This is a genomic window from Pseudomonas sp. LF-5, from assembly GCF_037626295.1.
GTDB lineage: Bacteria > Pseudomonadota > Gammaproteobacteria > Pseudomonadales > Pseudomonadaceae > Aquipseudomonas > Aquipseudomonas monsensis.
Window position 1 is genome coordinate 1,359,030 of the sequence record NZ_JARKMT010000001.1, and the last position, 19,740, is coordinate 1,378,769.

Sequence of the window (19,740 nt, forward strand, 5' to 3'; positions counted from 1 at the left end):
ACAGTGGATCCAGCTTCACCGGCTCACCTTACACCCTGATCCGTACGAGAGACCGACCGGGCGTCGCGACATTTGCCTGTCAAGGTACAGGCACTTTTCGCGCAAAACGTATCTCCAACGTCCGACGGAACCTTTAAAACCGGGCCCGGCTCAAATATTGCAGTTTGGTTTCATTTTTATGTCAGCCCCAAAACAGGTAACAGATGAAAGTACGCGCGACCGTCATTTGCGAACAGGACCGCCATGTGCTCCTGGTACGCAAGCCCCGCTGCCGCTGGACATTGCCCGGGGGTAAAGTCGAGCCAGGGGAAACCTGGGCAGAAGCTGCCACGCGCGAATTGCAGGAAGAAACCGGACTGGATGCTGACGACATGTTGTATGTCATGGAACTGCACAGCGGCAGCACCCAGCATCACGTCTACGAAGCGTCAGTGACGAATATCGAACGGTTGCGCCCGCAAAACGAAATCATCGATTGCATCTGGCATCCGCTCGACGCCGTGCAGCACCTCAGCACCAGTGACGCGACGCTGCGCATCGTGCAGGCATTTCAACGGCGTTTATGAAGGTTTAACCGGCGAACGCCCGGCGCCCGGCGCTCATTTCCGTGCGCAACTCGCCGATGAAGTTGGACAGGTCGCGGATCGTCACGAGATGTTCCGGGGACACACCATTGAGTAGCAGTTCGACACGGCCGCTGTCCGGTTCATACACCTTGATCTGCAGCAGGCCCTGCGCAGTGGGCACGCAATCGCACTTCAACGCAGGAAAGCCGGATTCGACAATCCGGCAAATATCGGCGATGGCCAGCATGGGAGGACGCCTCGCAGGCGATGAGTCAGTCGACCCGTTCAGCATAGATGAGCCCTGTGTGTCGCGCCCGATACAAAATGCCAACCGGGTCACATCTTCCAGTCACATCCTCAGTGGGCGTCATGATCCCCGATCCAGCCCGAAATACCCGGCAGTGCGAGCCGGGTTTGGTCGCGCTGCTCGTTTCAATGCGTCAGCGCCTGCTGAAAGGACGTGTCGATGATCCCGGCAGTGGCCAGCGGTGCCGGCAGCGCCTTGACCTTGAACAGAAAGTCCGCGGTGCTTTGCAGATCGGCGGCTGCCTGCTGATCGACCGGACCGACGCTCATGTGCGCCTGACGCAACCAGTGCCGTGAAACCGCCTGATCGAGATTGGCTTTCTTCGCCCACAGATCGGCGTACTCATCGGTGTGGCTGTCGACCCAGGCCCGCGCCTGCTTCAAACGCCCGAGAAAATCGGCGATCGCTTCGCGCTTGCTGTCGATTGAAGGGGCAGACGCGGCGATGGCACTCAAGCCCGGCATCAGGTTTTTCGCGGTCAGAATCGGCCGCGCACCGGAGAATACAATCTGTTGCGAAATGTACGGTTCCCACACCGGGAAGGCGTCGATGCTGCCCTGTGGCAAAGCGGCAGCGGCATCAATGGGCATCAGTTTGACGAAATCGACGTAGTTTTCCGGCAAGCCGCCCTGCTCCAGCGCACGCAGGGTCAATTGCTGGCTCCAGGCGCCAGGCCAATAGGCGACCTTCTTGCCTTTTAGATCAGCGATGGTGTGCACCGGTGAATCCTTTGGCACGAGCAGCGCAATGGTGTCGGGGTTCTGCCGCGAAACGCCGATCAGCTTCACCGGCGCCTGTTTCGCGGCCAGGAACAGAAAGCCCGAATCCCCCAGAAACCCGAGATCCAGCGACCCGGTCTGCAAGGCCTCGGCGAGCGGCGCGGCGGCCTGGAAATGTTTCCAGTCAACGCTGTAAGGCGCACCTTTCAACACGCCGGACGCTTCTATCGAGGCGCGGATGTTGTAGTAATTCTGGTCGCCGACATGCAGGACCAGAGGTTCGGCAGCGTAAGACAGTGGTGAGACGAACAGCGCAGCAGTCAGCGCGGTGCGTAGGAAACGGGAAAGCTTCATGACGAGTCCTGCAAAGGGGATTTGCATAGACCATAACGCTCTTAATAAAAGCTTTTGAAATTCGATTAGTGCATAAGCTCATCACCGTTGATCTGGACTGTTGGCCGCGCAACAGTGCCGCGCCACACTGTTCTTCAGGCAACACTTCCAACCTTGCAAAGCGCCGAAAAACCCTTGTAATCCGGGCAGTCCGCACACATGGCACAGAGCCTGCAATATTCCATTGATGCAGGAAGCATTCGATAAAAATATCTTTTTGGACATAAGCAACTTGTGCCTTTGCCGGAGCGCTCCCATGAAATCGTTGTTGCCGTTTCCCCGCCTTAAAACGTTGCTCGTCGCCGGCGCCCTGGTTCTGGGCCTGCAACCGCTGGCTCAAGCCGAAACCGCGCCGGCGCAAGTCCATCTCGACTACGCCTATTACTCGCCCGTCAGCCTGGTGCTGAAACACTTCGGCTTCCTCGAAAAAGCCCTGCCGGACACCCAAGTCAGCTGGGTGCTGAGCCAGGGCAGCAACCGCTCGCTGGAATACCTCAATAGCGGTGGCGTCGATTTCGCGTCCAGCGCCAGCCTCGCCGCCGTGCTGAGTCGCGCCAATGGCAGTCCGATCAAATCGGTGTACGTTTACAGCCGTGCGGAATGGACCGCGCTGGTGGTGCGCAAAGACTCGCCTTACCAATCCATCGCCGACCTCAAAGGCAAGTAAATTGCCGCGACCAAAGGCACCGACCCGTACCTGTTTACCCTGCGCAGCCTGCAACAGGCCGGGCTGAACAAGGACGATGTGGAACTGGTGCATCTGCAACATCCGGACGGTCGGACCGCCCTGGAAAAAGGCGACGTCGATGCCTGGGCCGGCCTCGATCCGCACATGGCCGCCAGTCAGGTGCAGGCCGGTTCGCGCCTGCTGTACCGCAACCCGGCGTTCAACAGCTATGGCGTGGTCAGTGTCACTGAGGCATATGCCAAGGACCATCCGCAGACCATCGCCACGGTGATCAAGGCTTACGAGCAGGCGCGCGACTGGGCACTGAAAAATCCTGACGAGTTCGCCGCCCTCCTCGCCAAAGAGTCCGGTCTATCGCTGGATGTGGCCAGACTGCAGCTGTCGCGCACTGACCTGAGCAGCCCGCAACTGACCGCCAACGATGTGCTCGCCTCCAAGTCCGCCGCACCGATTCTGGTGTCCGAAGAACTGGTGCGACGTGGCGTCAACGTCGATCAGGTCATCGACGAGTTACTCGACAGTGGTGTGCAGCAAGCCGTCGCCCGCCAGTAATCGACCAGACTCACGGCCAATCCGCGCGCGTCGCGGATTGGCCGTGTGCGGAGCCAAACCATGTCCCGTTACAGCAAAGCGTTGTCCGCGCCACTCACCGTGGCGCGCAAACGCACGCCTGCCATCCATCCTGCATGGCAACGCCGACTCAAAGGCCTGACCTTGCCGCTGCTGATCATCGTCGCCCTGGAAATCATCGTGCGTAGCGGCTGGTTGCCGTCCCACCAGATGCCAGCGCCGAGCGAGATCGCCCTGACCCTCACCGACCTCGCCGAGGGCGCCTTGTGGAAACACATCGCTGCGAGCCTGATTCGCGTGCTGCTGGGTTTCGCCATCGGCGCCAGCCTGGCGCTGGTGTTTGCCGCGTGGGTCGGTTTGAGCCGCGAGGCCGAGGCGTATCTGGAACCGACCTTCGCCGCGCTCCGCGCCATTCCAAGCCTGGCCTGGGTGCCGTTGTTGCTGCTGTGGCTGGGCATCGACGAGACGTCGAAAATTGTCTTGATCGCCATCGGCGCGTTCTTTCCGGTATACGCCAATGGCGTCGCGGCCATCCGCAACATTGATCGCAAATGGGTCGAGGTCGGGCGCATCTATGGTTTCAGCCGCTGGCAACTGGTGCGACGGATTCTGCTGCCCGCCGCCCTGCCCGGGCTGTTCACCGGGTTGCGCAGCGGCATGAGTCTGGCGTGGATGTTTCTGGTCGCCGCCGAATTGATTGCGGCGACCAAAGGCCTGGGTTATCTGCTCAGTGACGGGCGCGAAACCTCGCGCCCGGACATCGTGCTGGCGGCCATCATCGTCCTGGCGTCGCTCGGTAAACTCAGCGATGGCGTGCTCGCCGTCATCGAACGACGCTGGCTGATCTGGCGCGACACGTTCACCGGTCAGGACGCCAGGGATTGAGTCCGCAACAGCGACTAAGCTGACAGCTCCAGCCGGAGATTCAGCCGATGTGCGGACGACTCTCGCAGTACCGCGGTATCCACGATTTCGTGGCGGTGTTGAGCATTCCCGATGCGCTGCTCAATCATGTTGGCGACGCACCATTGAATCGCTACAACGCCGCGCCGACCACGTCGCTGGCCGTGCTGCATCAGCATGAACGACGGTTATATGCCGACAATCTGCGCTGGGGCTGGCGCCCGCACTGGGCCAGGGATCGCGCCGCGCCGATCAATGCGCGGGTGGAGAAAGTCGCGCACGGCCCGTTCTTCCGGGCGATCTGGCGCCATCGGCTGATCGTACCGGTGGACAACTGGTTTGAATGGGTCGACGCAGCGGACAACACCCGACAACCATGGCTGATCCGTCGGGCAGACCGCTCAGCGGTATTCTGCGCGGCCATCGGTCAGTTTCCGACAGCGGATCGCGAGCCGCGAGACGACGATGGTTTCGTGATCATCACCGCCGACAGCAAGGGCGGTATGCTCGATATTCACGACCGCCGCCCGGTGGTATTCAGCGCAGCACTGGCAAACGAATGGCTCGACCCTGCCACACCTGGCGAACGCGCCGAACAGATGCTGCTGTTCGAAGGCGAAGGCAGCGAAATGTTCGAATGGCACAAGGTCGACAAGGCCGTCGGCAACGCGCGCAACCAGGGCGCCAGCCTCATCACCGCACTCCCGTAAACATCCGCCGCCTCCACCCGTTATCTATGACGCTGCCGAAGGCTGCGCCTTCGGGTGACGCAGGATCGTTACAGAGGGTGTTTCATCAATGAAACAGGGCGAAAAACAGACGTTTGAGCGAACTAACCGCCTGTCTGACATTTCACTCGTCATACATACATTTAGAGGCACTACGGATAGCATGCGCGCCGCATTTCCGATTGGCATACCAGTTGACTAAATAGTCAACAAATCAGGAATTCCCTACAACTTTTACAAACCTTGCAGAGAAATAAGTTGCGCGACGATTTTGCAATCAAACAGGTCAGCGGCCTGGAGTGTATTTATCTGTCGATGACAGAACGCTTTGAACTCGACTGTTTTATCGGCCACTACATCAAGACCCGAAACCTGCGTGCCGTGCCCGACATCGAACGCCTCCTGCGCACCACCCTCGAAAGGTATCCCGGCCATCCGCCGGTGATGGTCAACGAGCTCAATGCGTGGATCGACCGAACCTTGGGCTATCGGGCTTCACACCCCGATTTCATGCAGGTGGACGATCTCTGAAACAACGAAAAAGCCCCGCGTGTACGCTTGTGCGGGGCTTTTTCGGGGCAAACGATCAGAACTTGCGGTCGGGGTCCGACAGCTCTCTGCCATCGTCGTGTTTCCAGGTTTGTTCCTTGTGTTTTTCCCGCTCGATTTCTTCTTGCGTGGGCTCGTCGGTATCTTCTTCATCCGCTTCCGGATGCTTTTGCTCAGTCGCCATGCGCACCTCCTGCCACAAGTAAAGGGTCATCCTGAAAGCGTAGAACAGTTTTCATCCGGCAACTTACAGCCACCAACGCAACAGAAAAAAGAACGCCATGCTCAATAGCATGCTCAGTAAAGTATTGCGGGTGTAGATGACCAAGGCGATCGCCACCAGCGAACTAAGCAAATACGGATTATCCCACTGCAGATTCAGCTGTTTTTCCGGCATGAACACGATCGGCCCGCAGATCGCCGTGAGCATCCCCGGCACCGCAAAACCGAGAAACTGCCGGGCATTGCTGCTCAAGCGCAAGGGCAACCGCGGCTCAAGAAACACATAGCGATTGAGAAACACCAGAATCCCCATGCCGACAATCACTGCCCAAACCATCATGTGCGCCCCCGATACAGCTTGTTGCAGATAAACCCCGCGGTCATGCCCGCCAACCCCGACAACACCAGCGCCGAGCCCCATTGCCAGTAGCTGAACAACACCGAGCAGAACAACGAGACCGCCACGCACACCACTGTCGGGACATTGCGCACCACCGGGGTGATCAAGGCGATGAAGGTCGCAGCAATCGAGAAGTCCAGGCCCAGATGTTCAAGGCCCGGAATGCTGCTGCCCAGAACGATACCGGCCAGCGTGAACAGGTTCCACGCGAGGTAAAACGTCAGGCCGACACCGAGTGCATACCAGCGATTGAACTGCTGCCGGTCATGCTGACTGGTCAGGGCAAAGAGTTCGTCGGTGAGCAAGAAGCCCAGGCCGATGCGCCAGCGCCCCGGCAGCGGCGCAATCACCGAACGCATGCTCATGCCGTACAACAAATGTTGCGACGTGAGCAGCAGCGTGGTCAGCAGAATCGAGAACATCCCGGCACCGCCCTTGAGCATGCCGATCGCCACCAATTGCGCGGCACCGGCGAACACGATGCTCGACAGGCCCTGCCCTTGCAGCGGCGTGAGATTGGCTTCGATCGCCATGGAGCCGGCCAGCAGCCCCCACGGTGCGGTCGCCAGCGATAACGGCATGATCGCCGCCGCGCCGCGAAGAAAGGCACTGCGCGGCATGAGTGAGTCAGACATAACGCTCTTCATCCGGAAAACAGCCGCTGACTCTGCCAGCGAAGCGGTGTTAGTGGCTTGAACAATCTTGCGCACTTACCGCCGATTTTCACCCTGAGCGGCGTAACATATGGCCATTCGCAAACGCGTCAGGGAGACGACATGCTGTATCGAATCGCAGCCGACGGGCTGGTGCTGTTTCATTTGTCCTTCATTCTGTTCGTGCTGTTCGGCGGGCTGCTGGTGCTCAAGTGGCCACGCTTGATGTGGCTGCATCTGCCGGCCGCGGCCTGGGGCGTGGCGGTCGAAGTGTTGCACCTGACCTGTCCGCTGACCTACTGGGAAAACCTGATGCGCCACGCCGCCGGGCAAACCGAATACGCCGGCGGCTTCATCGAGCATTACATCTGGCCGATCATTTACCCGGCCGGGCTGACGCCGCAGATCCAGCTGGCACTCGGCAGCGTGGTGCTGGTGGTCAATCTGTTCGTTTACGGACGCGCGATCCGTCAGTGGAAACTGCGCCGCACCAGCCGGATACCGTTTTAGCGGGAGGCGGGTTTCAACGCTTCGAGCCAGGCTGGATCCAGGCGCTTCTGGTCAAGATCCAGACCCAGCGCCTGCATCCGTTCCTTGTGTGCTTCGACTTCCCGCTGCAACTGCGCATGATCGCTGGAGTTACCGTCCAGTTCGTGCATCTGGGTCAACCCCAGATGATAGAAACGCAGCACCTTCATCGCCGCCGGATCATTCTGCGCCGCCGCCGCCGTCACCTGGTGCATCACGTTGGTCACGCTCATCAGACTGCGCTTGAGCCGCCAGCTATAGACCGCCGGCGCCATCCACGCCTGATGCCAGAACTGCCCGCGCAACAACGCCGCCGTCAGCAGAAACGCGACGAACACCCCGCCGACATTAAAGCGCAGGTTATCTCCGCCAGCTTCGCCGAACAGCGCCACCGCCGCCGTGGAAAAACCCATCGCCAGCACCAGGAACAGCGCGGCGATGATGATCGTGCTGCGGCGGGTCTGCTGGCGAAACGTTGCTGCATCCATCGGCTGAATCTCGAACATCAGGCATGACTTCCTTGAGCGATAAAAAGGGCAACGGAAAAAACTCGCTGCGCATTATCGCCTCTGCGCGCGATTTAGCTATGCTGGGGGCCCTTTTCATCTTTTCAGCGTCCAACGGGGACATGGCGGTACCGCGCAGATCGTGCCATCTTCATTCATGGATACACACTATTCGGATGCCATCCGCCTGGTTCGGGATGACATCGTTTTAAGGATCATTGCATGACCCAACGACACGTAATCAATGCCTCGGTCAGCCCGAAAGGCAGCCTGGAAACCCTTTCTCAACGTGAAGTTCAACAACTGAGCGAAGCCGGATCCGGCAGCACCTACACCCTCTTCCGCCAGTGCGCCCTGGCCATTCTCAACACCGGCGCCCATGTCGATAACGCCAAGACCATCCTTGAAGCCTACAAAGACTTCGAAATCCGCATTCACCAGCAGGATCGTGGCGTGCGCCTGGAACTGCTGAACGCTCCGGCCGACGCCTTCGTCGACGGCGAAATGATCGCCAGCACCCGCGAAATGCTGTTCAGCGCCCTGCGTGACATCGTCTACACCGAGAACGAACTCGACAGCCAACGCATCGACCTCAGCACCTCGCAAGGCATCAGCGACTACGTTTTCCACCTGCTGCGCAATGCGCGCACCCTGCGCCCAGGCGTGGAGCCGAAAATCGTCGTCTGCTGGGGCGGGCACTCGATCAACACCGAAGAATACAAATACACCAAGAAAGTCGGCCACGAACTGGGCCTGCGCAGCCTCGACATCTGCACCGGTTGCGGCCCCGGCGTGATGAAAGGCCCAATGAAAGGCGCGACCATCGCCCACGCCAAACAACGCATCCACGGCGGGCGCTACCTCGGTCTGACCGAGCCGGGCATCATCGCCGCCGAAGCGCCGAACCCGATCGTCAACGAACTGGTGATCCTGCCGGACATCGAGAAACGTCTGGAAGCGTTCGTCCGTGTCGGCCACGGCATCATCATCTTCCCGGGCGGCGCCGGGACCGCCGAAGAGTTCCTCTATCTGCTGGGCATCCTGATGCACCCGGACAACGCCGGTTTGCCATTCCCGGTGATTCTGACCGGGCCGAAACATGCCGCACCGTATCTGGAGCAACTCGACGCCTTCGTCATCGCGACCCTGGGCGAAGCGGCGAAACAGCACTACGAAATCATCATCGACGACCCGACTGAAGTGGCGCGGCAGATGACTCAGGGCCTGAAAGCCGTGAAGCAGTTCCGCCGCGAGCGCAACGACGCGTTCCACTTCAACTGGCTGCTGAAAATCGACGAAGGCTTCCAGCGCCCGTTCGATCCGACCCACGAAAACATGGCCAACCTGAAACTGCACCGCGACCAGCCTCCGCACGAACTGGCAGCCAACCTGCGCCGGGCGTTCTCCGGCATCGTCGCCGGCAACGTCAAGGACAAGGGCATTCGCCTGATCGAAGAACACGGGCCGTACCAGATCCGCGGTGACGCGGCGATCATGCAACCGCTCGATCTGCTGCTCAAAGCCTTCGTCGCCCAGCACCGGATGAAACTGCCGGGCGGTGCGGCGTACGTGCCGTGCTATCGCGTGGTGGCGTAACCCTCACCGCTGACGCGACTCCCTGTGGGAGCCCGCCCGCTGGCGATAGGGTCATCAGATTCAACATCATTGTTGACTGATAATCCGCTATCGCCAGCAGGCGGGCTCCCACAGTTGTTTCAGGGTGAACCCGACGCTGCCAATCCGCCTTTATTTCTGACACAAAAGCCCCGTACTTTCCTCACGACAGCCAGCCTCGGCCCGTACTAAGCTTCGCGATCAATTTTTCAGGGACGAGTCATGAAACGGATTGCCGCATATTTGCTTTCAATGTTGGCTCAGACGGCCAATGCGGCGGATCTGCAATTGCTCACCGACTACCACCCGCCTCTGCATTTTCAACAAGGCGAGCAGTTAGTCGGCTTTGGCGTAGATATCGTGCGCGCACTGGCTAAAACAACCGGTGATCAGATCCATCTCCAACAAGTCCCGCTGCTCCGCGCGCTGCGTATGGCTAGCGACACCCCGGACACCGGCGTCTTCACCGTATTGCGCACCGACGAACGCGACAATCGCTACCAGTGGGTCGGGCCGCTGATCGAAGTGGAGACTGCGCTCTATGCGCAGGACACTCGCCAACCGCGTGTACGCAGCCTGCACGAGGCCGACCGGGCGGGCCGCATCACCGTGCCGCGCAAGTGGCTGGTCTACAGCTATTTGCAGAGGCAGGACCTGAACAATCTTTATGGCGTGGAAACCCCGGAGCAAATGATGCGGCTGTTCAGTCTGGGGCGTACCGACTTCGTGGTGACTGACACGCTGTCCTTTGCGTCCCTTGCCCGCGAACAGGGCATGGAGCCCGGGCGCTTGCAGTACCAGATCCCGTTGATGAAACAGGACACTTACATCGCCTTCTCGCTGCAAACCGACCCGCGTCAGGTTGCGCGTTGGCAGCGGGCGCTGGACAGCTTGCGCGCCGATGGCCGCCTTGAGCAGATTCGCCAGCGCTGGCTGGTGGGGGCATTGCCGAGATGATCATCGGTTGAGCGGGCCCCATCGCTGACAAGCCAGGCTCCCACAGATTGCGCAGTGCCAGCAAAATTGTCGCCCTACCTCGGCCCCTGTGGCAGTTGGCTTGCCAGCGATGGGGCCGTAAGCGAACAAGCTCAAATCACCAGACGCGCCGCCAACGCCTTGGCCTGCGACGCCACATCCGTCACCGCCGTGCTCTCCCACCACATCCCGCGCAACGGCGGCCCCATGGCGAACAGACGACGCGCCTTGCCCCCCTCTGCGTCCAGCACCGCACCATCTATTGCCGCCGCAATCCCCAACGCCAACGGCCCCGGCTGCACCAGCCCACGTGCCAGCAGTTGCTGCGGCAGCGGTCGCGCCACCCGCCGCCAGTCATACTCGATGCCACTGGAGTTGATCAGCGCCGCCCCCTGCACCGCACAGGTTTCAGTTTCGCCACGACGCCGGATACGAATACTCACCCCGCCGTTCGCAGTCGGCTCAAGCCCCTTGAACGATGCGGCTTGAATCCGTAAACGGCCTTCACCACGCAACCGCTCAACCAACTCGGCACTCAGCGGCGGCGAACGATGGTGATGACTTTCCCACCACGGCCGTACATGCCGTACGAATTGTCGACGTTGCACGTCAGTCGCCTGACTCCACAAACGTGCAATGTGAGCGCGAACCGTGTCCAGTGGTGCCTGCCAGTCAACGCCCTGAGCGATGGCATCCCGACAATGCCGACGCAGTTCGCGCAACAGCTGTCGCGGCGTACGAATGCTGTAATCCGCAGCCAGGAAATCCATCCACGCTGGCGGTTGCCGCCGCACATGGGGCAGTAGCCCGTGACGGGAGAACACTTCGATCGGCCCACGATGCCCGGCCTGTTCCAGCGACACCACGGCATCGACCATGGTCAGGCCAGAGCCGATGATCAGCACGGTCGAGTGTGGATCGAGCAAGCGCATGGCGTTCACGTCCCACGGATCGAGCGCGGCGGCATTGAGGCCGCTGGAGTGCTTTTGCGGCGTGCGCGCAGCCGGGAACATGCCGGTCGCCAGCACCGCAAAGGCGCCGCTCACCTGTCGACCGTCGTGCAACGTCAGTTGCACCGAGTCGGCGTCCGCCTGCAAATCGAAGACCTCCGCGCACAGGTGCACGACGCTCGAGCCATGTTGCGCACCGATACTCCGGGCCTCGGCCAGACGCTGTTGCACATACACGCCAAACAACCCGCGCGGCGGAAACAGCTCGCTGACCGGCACGGGCTGCGCGGCAGACTCCGGCCAGCCACCGCCGGCAATATGTGCGCTGAGCCACTGGGTCAGGTCATCGGGATTGTCCGGGTCAACGCTCATTCGCGCCGCGTTACCGTTGAGGGTATGGCCCGGTTCGACCGCGCTGTACGCTTCACCCCGGCCAAGCTCGGCACGCGGCTCGACGATCAGGATGCTGCGCGGCCCAGGCAAGCGCAGCAGTTGCACCGCCAGCATCGTGCCACTGAGGCCGCCGCCGATGATCAGGATATCCGCGCTCTGCGTCATTCAAATCACCACATTGCGTACAAACCACGCCGCTACGTCGCCGTCATTGCGATAGCTGTGCGGCTGGTTGCTGGCAAACATGAAAAACTCACCCTTGTTGATCTGCTGCCGTTGCTCACCGAGCATCAGTGTCAGGCAGCCTTCGAACACATAAATCTGCTCGCTCCAGCCATCGGCGTCCGGTTGCGAGGGGTAGACCTCGCCGGGTTGCAGGCACCATTCCCATTGCTCGACTTCACGGGTCGCGGTGGCTTTGGACAGCAGCACGGCCTTGCTTCCCGGCATCACGCCGGCCCAGGCCACTTCATTGATGCGGCTCGGATCGCGGGCGTCGGGCGCCTGGATCAAGTCACTGAAGGCCACGTCGAGGGCTTCGGCCACCCGGTCGAGAGTGGTCAGACTGACATTCTTCTCGCCGGCCTCGATCGCCACCAGCATCCGCCGACTGACGCCGGACTTTTCCGCCAACGCCGTCTGACTCATGTCCGCCGCGTGACGCAGGCGCCGAACGTTCTGGCTGACGTGTTGAAGGACGGACGTTCTTTGGCTGGAATCTTTGTGCACTATATTGCTCACTCGGTGGGGTTGGGCAGTATACTGCGCAACGTTAGGCGCATTGTGCGTCCTCTTTTTTACAGTGCGCAAGGTCATGACGACAGTGAACGGTTCTTCCCCCCCTCTTCGCTTCTCCCGCTTCAGCAAGGCCGAGTGCGTGCTGGTGCTGATCACCATGGTCTGGGGCGGCACTTTCCTGCTGGTGCAACACGCCATGACCGTCAGCGGCCCGATGTTTTTCGTCGGCCTGCGCTTTGCGGCGGCCGCGTGCATTGTCGCCGCGTTTTCCTGGCGGCATCTGCGTGCACTGACCCTGTTCGAACTCCGGGCCGGCGCCTTCATCGGCGTGGCGATCATGCTCGGTTATGGTTTGCAGACGGTCGGCTTGCAAACAATCCCGAGCAGTCAGTCGGCGTTCATCACCGCGTTGTACGTGCCGTTCGTGCCGCTGTTGCAATGGCTGGTCCTCGGGCGGCGGCCGGGGCTGATGCCGAGCATCGGCATCATGCTGGCGTTTACCGGGTTGATGCTGCTGTCGGGGCCGTCCGGCGCCTCGTTGAATTTCAGTTCCGGTGAAATCGTCACGCTGATCAGCGCCATCGCCATTGCGGCCGAAATCATTCTGATCAGCACCTATGCCGGTCAGGTTGATGTGCGTCGCGTGACCGTGGTGCAACTGGCGACGACGTCGGTGCTGTCGTTCCTGATGGTGGTGCCGACCGGCGAGATGCTTCCGGATTTCTCCTGGACCCTACTGGTCACCGCGCTGGGACTGGGCGCCGCCAGTGCAGCGATTCAGGTGGCGATGAACTGGGCGCAGAAGAGTGTTTCGCCGACCCGAGCGACGTTGATCTATGCCGGTGAACCGGTGTGGGCCGGTATCGTCGGGCGGATTGCCGGGGAGCGGTTGCCGGCAATTGCGCTGGTGGGCGCGGGGTTGATTGTCGCGGCGGTGATTGTCAGTGAGTTGAAGACCAAGGGTAAGGCCGCAGAAACCGATGTTGAGCTGCAGCGAGAAACGCAGGGCTGATCGGCAATACCTTCAGCGCCTGCGCCAACGCTTTCGCGAGCAAGCTCGCTCCCACACTGGAATGTATTTCAAATGTGGGAGCGAGCTTGCTCGCGAAAGGGCCATCTGCCACACCTTCCCTTGGCTTGAAATAACGCCAAACACAAATTTTGAGTCTACTTTGTAGGATTCTGAGACATCCTGGCGTTTGGTGATCAGGGAGCTGGCACGTATGATGCTTCACAAACTTCCGCAGATTAGAAGCCTATGTCCCTGATAGTTCTACTGCTTCTGCCATTCATTGGCAGCTGTCTGGCAGCGGTGCTGCCACACAACGCGCGTAATACCGAATCCCTCCTGGCAGGCCTGGTCGCTTTGATCGGCACCGTCCAGGTCGCGATGTTGTACCCGCAAATTGCCCACGGCGGCGTGATCCGCGAAGAGTTCATGTGGCTGCCGAGCCTGGGCCTGAACTTCGTGCTGCGCATGGACGGCTTCGCCTGGCTGTTCTCGATACTGGTCCTGGGCATCGGCACCCTCGTCTCTTTATATGCCCGTTATTACATGTCACCGGATGACCCGGTGCCGCGTTTCTTCGCGTTTTTTCTGGCGTTCATGGGCGCCATGCTCGGCCTGGTGATTTCCGGCAACCTGATCCAGATCGTGTTTTTCTGGGAGTTGACCAGCCTTTTCTCGTTCCTGCTGATCGGTTACTGGCACCACCGCGCCGACGCCCGTCGCGGCGCCTACATGGCGCTGATGGTCACCGGGGCTGGCGGATTGTGCCTGCTGGCGGGGGTCATGATCCTCGGCCATGTCGTCGGCAGCTATGACCTGGACAAGGTCCTGGCCGCCGGCGATCAGATTCGCGCACATGCCCTCTACCCCATTCTGCTCCCCCTCATCCTCATCGGCGCCCTCAGCAAAAGCGCGCAGTTTCCTTTCCACTTCTGGCTACCGCACGCCATGGCGGCGCCCACGCCGGTTTCGGCTTACCTGCACTCGGCGACCATGGTCAAGGCCGGGGTCTTTCTTCTCGCCCGTCTGTGGCCGTCGCTGTCCGGCAGTGAGGAATGGTTCTACATCGTCAGCGGCGCCGGTGCCTGCACGCTGTTGCTCGGCGCGTATTGCGCGATGTTCCAGAACGACCTCAAAGGCCTGCTGGCCTACTCGACCATCAGCCACCTCGGCCTGATCACCCTGCTGCTGGGCCTCAATAGCCCGCTGGCAGCGGTCGCGGCGGTGTTCCACATCCTCAACCACGCCACGTTCAAGGCCTCGCTGTTCATGGCCGCCGGCATCATCGACCACGAAAGCGGCACCCGCGATATCCGCAAACTCAGTGGCCTGATCAAACTGATTCCGTTCACCGCGACACTGGCGATGGTCGCCAGTGCCTCGATGGCCGGCGTGCCGTTGCTCAACGGCTTCCTGTCGAAAGAAATGTTCTTCGCCGAAACCGTGTTCATCAATGCCACGGCGTGGGTCGAGGCGGCGCTGCCGATTGTCGCGACCATCGCCGGTACGTTCAGCGTCGCCTACTCGCTGCGCTTTACGGTTGATGTGTTTTTCGGCCCGACCGCCACCGACCTTCCGCACACCCCGCACGAACCGCCGCGCTGGATGCGCGCGCCAGTAGAGTTGCTGGTCTTTACCTGCCTCGTCGTCGGCATCTTTCCGGCGCAAGTGGTCGGCCCGCTGCTCGCAGCGGCCGCCCTGCCGGTGGTTGGCGGCACGCTGCCGGAATACAGCCTGGCGATCTGGCACGGTCTGAATGCGCCGATGATCATGAGCCTGATCGCCATGTCCGGCGGCATCGTCGTCTACCTGTTGCTGCGCAACCAGCTCAAGCGCGGTCGCTTCAAATACCCGCCACTGATCGGTCGCTTCAACGGCAAGCGCCTGTTCGAACGCAGTCTGGTGGTGATGATGCGCATGGCCCGGCGCGTCGAACGTCGACTTGGCACCCGCCGCCTGCAAATGCAACTGTTCCTGATGGTATTGGCCGCGGTGCTCGCCGGCCTGATTCCGATGCTGCACAGCAGCCTGAGCTGGGGCGACCGGCCGAAGATTCCCGGCTCGATTGTCTTCGTGACCCTGTGGCTGCTGGCAATCGCCTGCGCCCTCGGCGCCGCGTGGCAGGCCAAGTACCACCGTCTCGCCGCGCTGACCATGGTCAGCGTCTGCGGGTTGATGACCTGCGTGACCTTCGTCTGGTTCTCGGCACCGGATCTGGCGCTGACACAACTGGCGGTCGAGGTCGTCACCACCGTATTGATCCTGCTGGGGCTGCGCTGGCTGCCACGCCGGATCGAAGAAGTCTCGCCACTGCCGAGCAGCCTGCGCAAAGCGCGCATTCGCCGCCTGCGCGACTTGCTGCTGTCGATTGCCGTGGGTGGCGGCATGGCGTTGCTCTCCTACGCCATGCTGACGCGCCAGACGCCGAACGACATCTCCTCGTTCTACCTCAGTCGTGCCATGCCCGAGGGCGGCGGCAGCAACGTGGTCAACGTGATGCTGGTGGACTTCCGTGGCTTCGACACCCTGGGCGAAATCACCGTGCTGGTCGCCGTGGCGCTGACCGTGTTCGCCCTGCTACGCCGCTTCCGCCCACCGAAAGAAAGCCTGCAGTTGCCGGCCCAGCAACGCCTGCTGGCGCCGGACGTGGTCACCGACCTGGTCAACCCGCGTTCGGCCAGCGACACCGCGCTCGGCTTCATGATGGTGCCGGCGGTGCTGGTGCGCCTGTTGCTGCCGATTGCGCTGGTGGTGTCGTGCTACCTGTTCATGCGCGGGCACAACCAGCCGGGCGGCGGATTTGTCGCCGGCCTGGTGATGTCGGTGGCGTTCATCCTGCAATACATGGTCGCCGGTACGCAGTGGGTCGAAGCGCAAATGAGCCTGCGCCCGTTGCGCTGGATGGGCACCGGCTTGTTGTTCGCCACCGCCACCGGGCTGGGCGCAATGGCGGTCGGTTATCCGTTCCTGACCACCCACACCTGGCATTTCACCTTGCCGTTGCTGGGCGATATCCATATCGCCAGTGCGCTGTTCTTTGATATCGGCGTGTATGCCGTGGTTGTCGGTTCGACGCTGTTGATCCTTACCGCCCTCGCCCACCAATCGGTACGCGGTCACAAGACTGCATCGCTGCCCAAGTCCGTCGCCAGCAAAGGAGCCGTCTGATGGAAGAAGTCATCGCAATCGCCATCGGCGTACTCGCCGCGTCTGGCGTCTGGCTGATCCTGCGGCCACGGACATTCCAGGTGGTGATGGGCCTGTGCCTGCTGTCGTACGCGGTCAACCTGTTCATCTTCAGCATGGGCAGCCTGTTCATCGGCAAGGAGCCGGTGATCAAGGACGGCGTCACCCAGGACTTGCTGCACTACACCGACCCGTTACCGCAAGCACTGGTCCTCACCGCGATCGTCATCAGCTTCGCCATGACCGCGCTGTTCCTCGTCGTGCTGTTGGCCTCGCGCGGCCTGACCGGTACCGACCACGTCGACGGCCGGGAGCCTAAAGAATGATGGCGATGACTCACCTGATCGCCGCGCCGATCCTGCTGCCGCTGCTGACCGCCGCCATCATGCTGATGCTTGGCGAGAAACACCGACCGCTGAAGGCGAAAATCAACCTGTTCTCCAGCCTCGTCGGGCTGTTCATTTCGGTGATGCTGCTGCAATGGACACAGACCACCGGCGTGCCCGGCTCCATCGGCGTGTACCTGCCGGGCAACTGGCAGGCACCGTTCGGCATTGTGCTGGTGGTCGATCGCCTGTCGGCACTGATGCTGGTGCTGACCGGGATCATCGGCGTCAGCGCGCTGCTGTTTGCCATGGCCCGTTGGGACGGCGCCGGTTCGAGTTTCCACGCGCTGTTCCAGATTCAATTGATGGGCCTGTACGGCGCATTCCTGACGGCGGATCTGTTCAACCTGTTCGTGTTCTTCGAAGTGTTGCTCGCCGCGTCTTATGGCCTGTTGCTACACGGCTCGGGCCGGGCTCGGGTGTCGTCGGGGCTGCATTACATCTCGATCAACCTGCTCGCCTCGTCGTTGTTCCTGATTGGCGCGGCGCTGATCTACGGCGTCACCGGCACATTGAACATGGCCGATCTGGCGCTGAAAATTCCGCTGGTATCGGAAGCCGACCGTGGCTTGCTGCACGCTGGCGCGGGGATTCTCGCGGTGGCGTTCCTGGCTAAGGCGGGGATGTGGCCGTTGAATTTCTGGCTGGTGCCGGCCTACTCCTCGGCCAGTGCGCCGGTGGCGGCCATGTTCGCGATCATGACCAAGGTCGGCGTCTACACCCTGCTACGCCTGTGGACACTGCTTTTCTCCGGCCAGGCCGGGGCCTCGGCCTTCTTCGGCGGCGACTGGCTGATCTACGGCGGCATGGCGACCATGGCTTGCGCGGGGCTGGCGATTCTTGCCGCGCAACGCCTGGAGCGCATGGCCAGCCTGAGCATTCTGGTGTCGGCGGGGATTCTGCTGTCGGCGGTGGGTTTCGCCCAGCCGAACCTGATCGGCGCCGCGCTGTTCTATCTGGTCAGCTCGACCCTGGCGCTGAGCGCGTTGTTCCTGCTCGCCGAGTTGATCGAGCGCTCGCGTTCGGCCAACGAAATTCCGCTGGAAGACGAAAGCGAACTGCTGCCACGTCCGCAAGAGTCCTTGCAGCCGCCCAAGGGCATCAACCTCGATGATGAGCAGAAAGCCGTGGTCGGTCAGGTCATCCCGTGGACCATGGCGTTTCTCGGCCTGAGCTTCATTGCCTGCGCGTTGCTGATCATCGGTATGCCACCGTTGTCCGGTTTCATTGGCAAACTCAACCTGATCGGCGCCTTGCTCAATCCGCTGGGGCTGGGCACGGGCGCACCGATTTCCAATGCGGCGTGGGCGTTGCTGACATTGTTGATCCTGTCCGGGCTGGCCTCGTTGATGGCGTTCTCGCGCCTTGGCATCCAGCGCTTCTGGACACCCGAGGAGCGCCCGTCGCCGCTGCTGCGCAAACTCGAATGCGCACCGATTTTCCTGCTGCTGGGGTTGAGCATCGCCCTGACCTTCAAGGCCGAACCGCTGCTGCGTTACACCCAGGCCACCGCCGACGCGCTGAACAATCCGCAGCAATACGTGATGGCCGTGCTCGGCACCCGCGCCGTGCCAAGCCCGGAAGCCAAAGCCGCGATGCTGGAGGTGCAGCCATGAAGCGCATTTTCCCGGCACCGTTGCTGTCACTGACCCTGTGGGTGTTATGGCTGACGCTGAACCTGTCGGTCAGCCCGGGCAATCTGTTGCTTGGCGCAATACTGGGGTTCGCCGCGCCATTGATGATGCGCAAGTTGCGCCCGAAACCAGTACGCGTTCGCCGTCCGGGGACAATTCTGCGCCTGTTCCTGCTGGTCGGGCGTGACGTGATCATGTCCAACCTGATCGTTGCTTGGGGCGTACTCAACGCCGGTCGCCGCCCGCCCCGCTCACGTTTTATCAAGGTGCCGCTGGACTTGCGCGATGCCCATGGCCTGGCGGCGCTGGCAATGATCTGCACCGTGGTGCCCGGCACCGTGTGGTCGGAACTGGCGCTGGATCGCAGCATTCTGTTGCTGCACGTGTGGGATCTGGATGACGAAGCGCAGTTCATCGAGCACTTCAAGCGCACTTACGAGCGGCCGCTGATGGAGATTTTCGAATGAGCCCGTTACTGTCGAACGCGATTCTGCTGACGTTGTTCCTGTTCTCGCTGGCCATGGTGCTGACCCTGGTGCGCCTGTTCAAGGGGCCGTCGGCGCAGGATCGAGTACTGGCCCTGGACTACCTGTACATCATCGCCATGCTGATGATGCTGACCCTCGGCATTCGTTATTCCAGTGACACTTACTTCGAAGCGGCGCTGCTGATTGCGCTGTTCGGCTTCGTCGGCTCGTTTGCCCTGGCGAAATTCCTGCTACGTGGCGAGGTGATCGAATGAATGCCGATTTGTCTTTATGGGTCGAGATCCCCGTGGCGATCCTGCTGGTACTCAGCGGCGTGTTCGCGCTGATCGGTGCGACCGGATTATTGCGCATGAAGGATTACTTTCAGCGCATGCACCCGCCAGCCCTGGCCTCGACGCTGGGAGCGTGGTGCGTGGCATTGGCGTCGATCATTTGTTTTTCGGCATTGAAATCGGGGCCGGTGCTGCACGCCTGGCTGATTCCGGTTCTGTTGGCGATCACCGTACCGGTCACCACGTTGCTGCTGGCGCGGGCGGCGTTGTTCCGCAAGCGCATGGCCGGGGATGATGTGCCGGCCGAGGTCAGCAGCCGGCGCACCGAAAGCGGCAGCTGAAGCTTTGTATTGTCTGCAATGA

22 protein-coding genes and 1 pseudogene are annotated in these 19,740 nt (G+C 61.3%); 15 read left to right on the top strand and 8 right to left on the bottom strand.

Features of this window, described 5'->3' with window-relative positions:
• The first annotated feature begins 203 nt into the window (after nt 1-203).
• A complete protein-coding gene (locus PseuLF5_RS06020; RefSeq protein WP_340133169.1) occupies nt 204-566 on the top strand; it encodes an NUDIX hydrolase in 363 nt (120 codons plus the stop codon).
• 4 nt (nt 567-570) lie between these two features.
• On the opposite strand, the gene PseuLF5_RS06025 is transcribed toward PseuLF5_RS06020, so the two are convergent.
• Both PseuLF5_RS06025 and PseuLF5_RS06030 read right to left on the bottom strand, forming a co-directional pair.
• Complete coding sequence (locus PseuLF5_RS06025) at nt 571-813, bottom strand: DUF1652 domain-containing protein (RefSeq protein ID WP_123467841.1); 243 nt, start codon at nt 811-813, stop codon at nt 571-573.
• A gap of 185 nt (nt 814-998) precedes the next feature.
• Nucleotides 999-1,946 (bottom strand): ABC transporter substrate-binding protein, encoded by a 948-nt coding sequence (locus tag PseuLF5_RS06030; protein ID WP_128615803.1) that lies wholly within the window; start codon nt 1,944-1,946, stop codon nt 999-1,001.
• Between the two features lie 295 nt (nt 1,947-2,241).
• Here PseuLF5_RS06030 and PseuLF5_RS06035 point away from each other — a divergent pair.
• The 4 genes and pseudogenes from PseuLF5_RS06035 (at nt 2,242) to PseuLF5_RS06050 (ending at nt 5,405) form a co-directional block, all read left to right on the top strand.
• A pseudogene (locus PseuLF5_RS06035) lies at nt 2,242-3,225 on the top strand (aliphatic sulfonate ABC transporter substrate-binding protein).
• Nucleotides 3,226-3,285: 60 nt separating this feature from the next.
• Complete coding sequence (locus PseuLF5_RS06040; RefSeq protein ID WP_123467835.1) at nt 3,286-4,128, top strand: ABC transporter permease; 843 nt, start codon at nt 3,286-3,288, stop codon at nt 4,126-4,128.
• A gap of 47 nt (nt 4,129-4,175) precedes the next feature.
• Nucleotides 4,176-4,856, top strand: a complete 681-nt coding sequence (locus tag PseuLF5_RS06045) for an SOS response-associated peptidase family protein (RefSeq protein ID WP_340133170.1) — start codon at nt 4,176-4,178, stop codon at nt 4,854-4,856.
• Between the two features lie 276 nt (nt 4,857-5,132).
• Nucleotides 5,133-5,405 (top strand): hypothetical protein, encoded by a 273-nt coding sequence (locus tag PseuLF5_RS06050; RefSeq protein ID WP_340133171.1) that lies wholly within the window; start codon nt 5,133-5,135, stop codon nt 5,403-5,405.
• Between the two features lie 55 nt (nt 5,406-5,460).
• On the opposite strand, the gene PseuLF5_RS06055 is transcribed toward PseuLF5_RS06050, so the two are convergent.
• The 3 genes from PseuLF5_RS06055 to PseuLF5_RS06065 all read right to left on the bottom strand — a co-directional run bounded on the left by PseuLF5_RS06055 (nt 5,461) and on the right by PseuLF5_RS06065 (nt 6,680).
• Nucleotides 5,461-5,607 (bottom strand): hypothetical protein, encoded by a 147-nt coding sequence (locus tag PseuLF5_RS06055; RefSeq protein WP_177490660.1) that lies wholly within the window; start codon nt 5,605-5,607, stop codon nt 5,461-5,463.
• A gap of 63 nt (nt 5,608-5,670) precedes the next feature.
• Nucleotides 5,671-5,982, bottom strand: a complete 312-nt coding sequence (locus PseuLF5_RS06060) for an AzlD domain-containing protein (RefSeq protein ID WP_177490661.1) — start codon at nt 5,980-5,982, stop codon at nt 5,671-5,673.
• A complete protein-coding gene (locus PseuLF5_RS06065) occupies nt 5,982-6,680 on the bottom strand; it encodes an AzlC family ABC transporter permease (protein ID WP_128615799.1) in 699 nt (232 codons plus the stop codon). Before PseuLF5_RS06065 ends, PseuLF5_RS06060 begins: the two co-directional genes overlap by 1 nt.
• Nucleotides 6,681-6,821: 141 nt before the next feature.
• Between PseuLF5_RS06065 and PseuLF5_RS06070 the strand changes: the two genes are divergently transcribed.
• Entirely contained in the window at nt 6,822-7,208 is a 387-nt protein-coding gene (locus tag PseuLF5_RS06070) for a DUF2784 domain-containing protein (protein WP_340133172.1), read from the top strand.
• Here the strand turns inward: PseuLF5_RS06070 and PseuLF5_RS06075 are convergent.
• On the bottom strand, nt 7,205-7,732 hold the full coding sequence (locus PseuLF5_RS06075) for a DUF3087 family protein (RefSeq protein ID WP_340133173.1): 528 nt from the start codon (nt 7,730-7,732) through the stop codon (nt 7,205-7,207). The genes PseuLF5_RS06070 and PseuLF5_RS06075 overlap by 4 nt on opposite strands.
• A gap of 222 nt (nt 7,733-7,954) precedes the next feature.
• Between PseuLF5_RS06075 and ppnN the strand changes: the two genes are divergently transcribed.
• Both ppnN and PseuLF5_RS06085 read left to right on the top strand, forming a co-directional pair.
• On the top strand, nt 7,955-9,328 hold the full coding sequence (gene ppnN / locus PseuLF5_RS06080; RefSeq protein ID WP_123467821.1) for a nucleotide 5'-monophosphate nucleosidase PpnN: 1,374 nt from the start codon (nt 7,955-7,957) through the stop codon (nt 9,326-9,328).
• A 240-nt stretch (nt 9,329-9,568) separates the two neighbouring features.
• Complete coding sequence (locus PseuLF5_RS06085) at nt 9,569-10,303, top strand: substrate-binding periplasmic protein (RefSeq protein ID WP_340133174.1); 735 nt, start codon at nt 9,569-9,571, stop codon at nt 10,301-10,303.
• A gap of 131 nt (nt 10,304-10,434) precedes the next feature.
• Here the strand turns inward: PseuLF5_RS06085 and PseuLF5_RS06090 are convergent, their stop codons facing one another.
• Together PseuLF5_RS06090 and PseuLF5_RS06095 are read right to left on the bottom strand one after the other, a co-directional pair.
• On the bottom strand, nt 10,435-11,829 hold the full coding sequence (locus PseuLF5_RS06090) for an FAD/NAD(P)-binding protein (protein ID WP_340133175.1): 1,395 nt from the start codon (nt 11,827-11,829) through the stop codon (nt 10,435-10,437).
• Nucleotides 11,830-12,393, bottom strand: coding sequence for a helix-turn-helix domain-containing protein (locus PseuLF5_RS06095; protein ID WP_123467815.1), 564 nt, complete (start codon nt 12,391-12,393; stop codon nt 11,830-11,832).
• A gap of 85 nt (nt 12,394-12,478) precedes the next feature.
• Between PseuLF5_RS06095 and PseuLF5_RS06100 the strand changes: the two genes are divergently transcribed.
• The 7 genes from PseuLF5_RS06100 (at nt 12,479) to PseuLF5_RS06130 (ending at nt 19,718) form a co-directional block, all read left to right on the top strand.
• Nucleotides 12,479-13,414: a DMT family transporter gene (locus tag PseuLF5_RS06100; RefSeq protein WP_123467813.1), complete on the top strand. Its 936-nt coding sequence runs from the start codon at nt 12,479-12,481 to the stop codon at nt 13,412-13,414.
• A 246-nt stretch (nt 13,415-13,660) separates the two neighbouring features.
• Nucleotides 13,661-16,579, top strand: a complete 2,919-nt coding sequence (locus tag PseuLF5_RS06105) for a monovalent cation/H+ antiporter subunit A (RefSeq protein ID WP_267795368.1) — start codon at nt 13,661-13,663, stop codon at nt 16,577-16,579.
• On the top strand, nt 16,579-16,923 hold the full coding sequence (locus tag PseuLF5_RS06110; RefSeq protein WP_008085854.1) for a Na+/H+ antiporter subunit C: 345 nt from the start codon (nt 16,579-16,581) through the stop codon (nt 16,921-16,923). The genes PseuLF5_RS06105 and PseuLF5_RS06110 overlap by 1 nt, the downstream gene beginning before the upstream one ends.
• Nucleotides 16,920-18,599, top strand: a complete 1,680-nt coding sequence (locus PseuLF5_RS06115) for a monovalent cation/H+ antiporter subunit D (protein ID WP_123467809.1) — start codon at nt 16,920-16,922, stop codon at nt 18,597-18,599. The genes PseuLF5_RS06110 and PseuLF5_RS06115 overlap by 4 nt, the downstream gene beginning before the upstream one ends.
• The gene (locus PseuLF5_RS06120) at nt 18,596-19,084 is read left to right on the top strand and encodes a Na+/H+ antiporter subunit E (RefSeq protein WP_340133176.1); all 489 of its coding nucleotides are present in this window, start codon (nt 18,596-18,598) and stop codon (nt 19,082-19,084) included. The genes PseuLF5_RS06115 and PseuLF5_RS06120 overlap by 4 nt, the downstream gene beginning before the upstream one ends.
• The gene (locus PseuLF5_RS06125; RefSeq protein WP_123467805.1) at nt 19,081-19,359 is read left to right on the top strand and encodes a K+/H+ antiporter subunit F; all 279 of its coding nucleotides are present in this window, start codon (nt 19,081-19,083) and stop codon (nt 19,357-19,359) included. The genes PseuLF5_RS06120 and PseuLF5_RS06125 overlap by 4 nt, the downstream gene beginning before the upstream one ends.
• A complete protein-coding gene (locus PseuLF5_RS06130) occupies nt 19,356-19,718 on the top strand; it encodes a Na+/H+ antiporter subunit G (RefSeq protein WP_336348084.1) in 363 nt (120 codons plus the stop codon). Before PseuLF5_RS06125 ends, PseuLF5_RS06130 begins: the two co-directional genes overlap by 4 nt.
• The last annotated feature ends 22 nt before the right edge of the window (nt 19,719-19,740 follow it).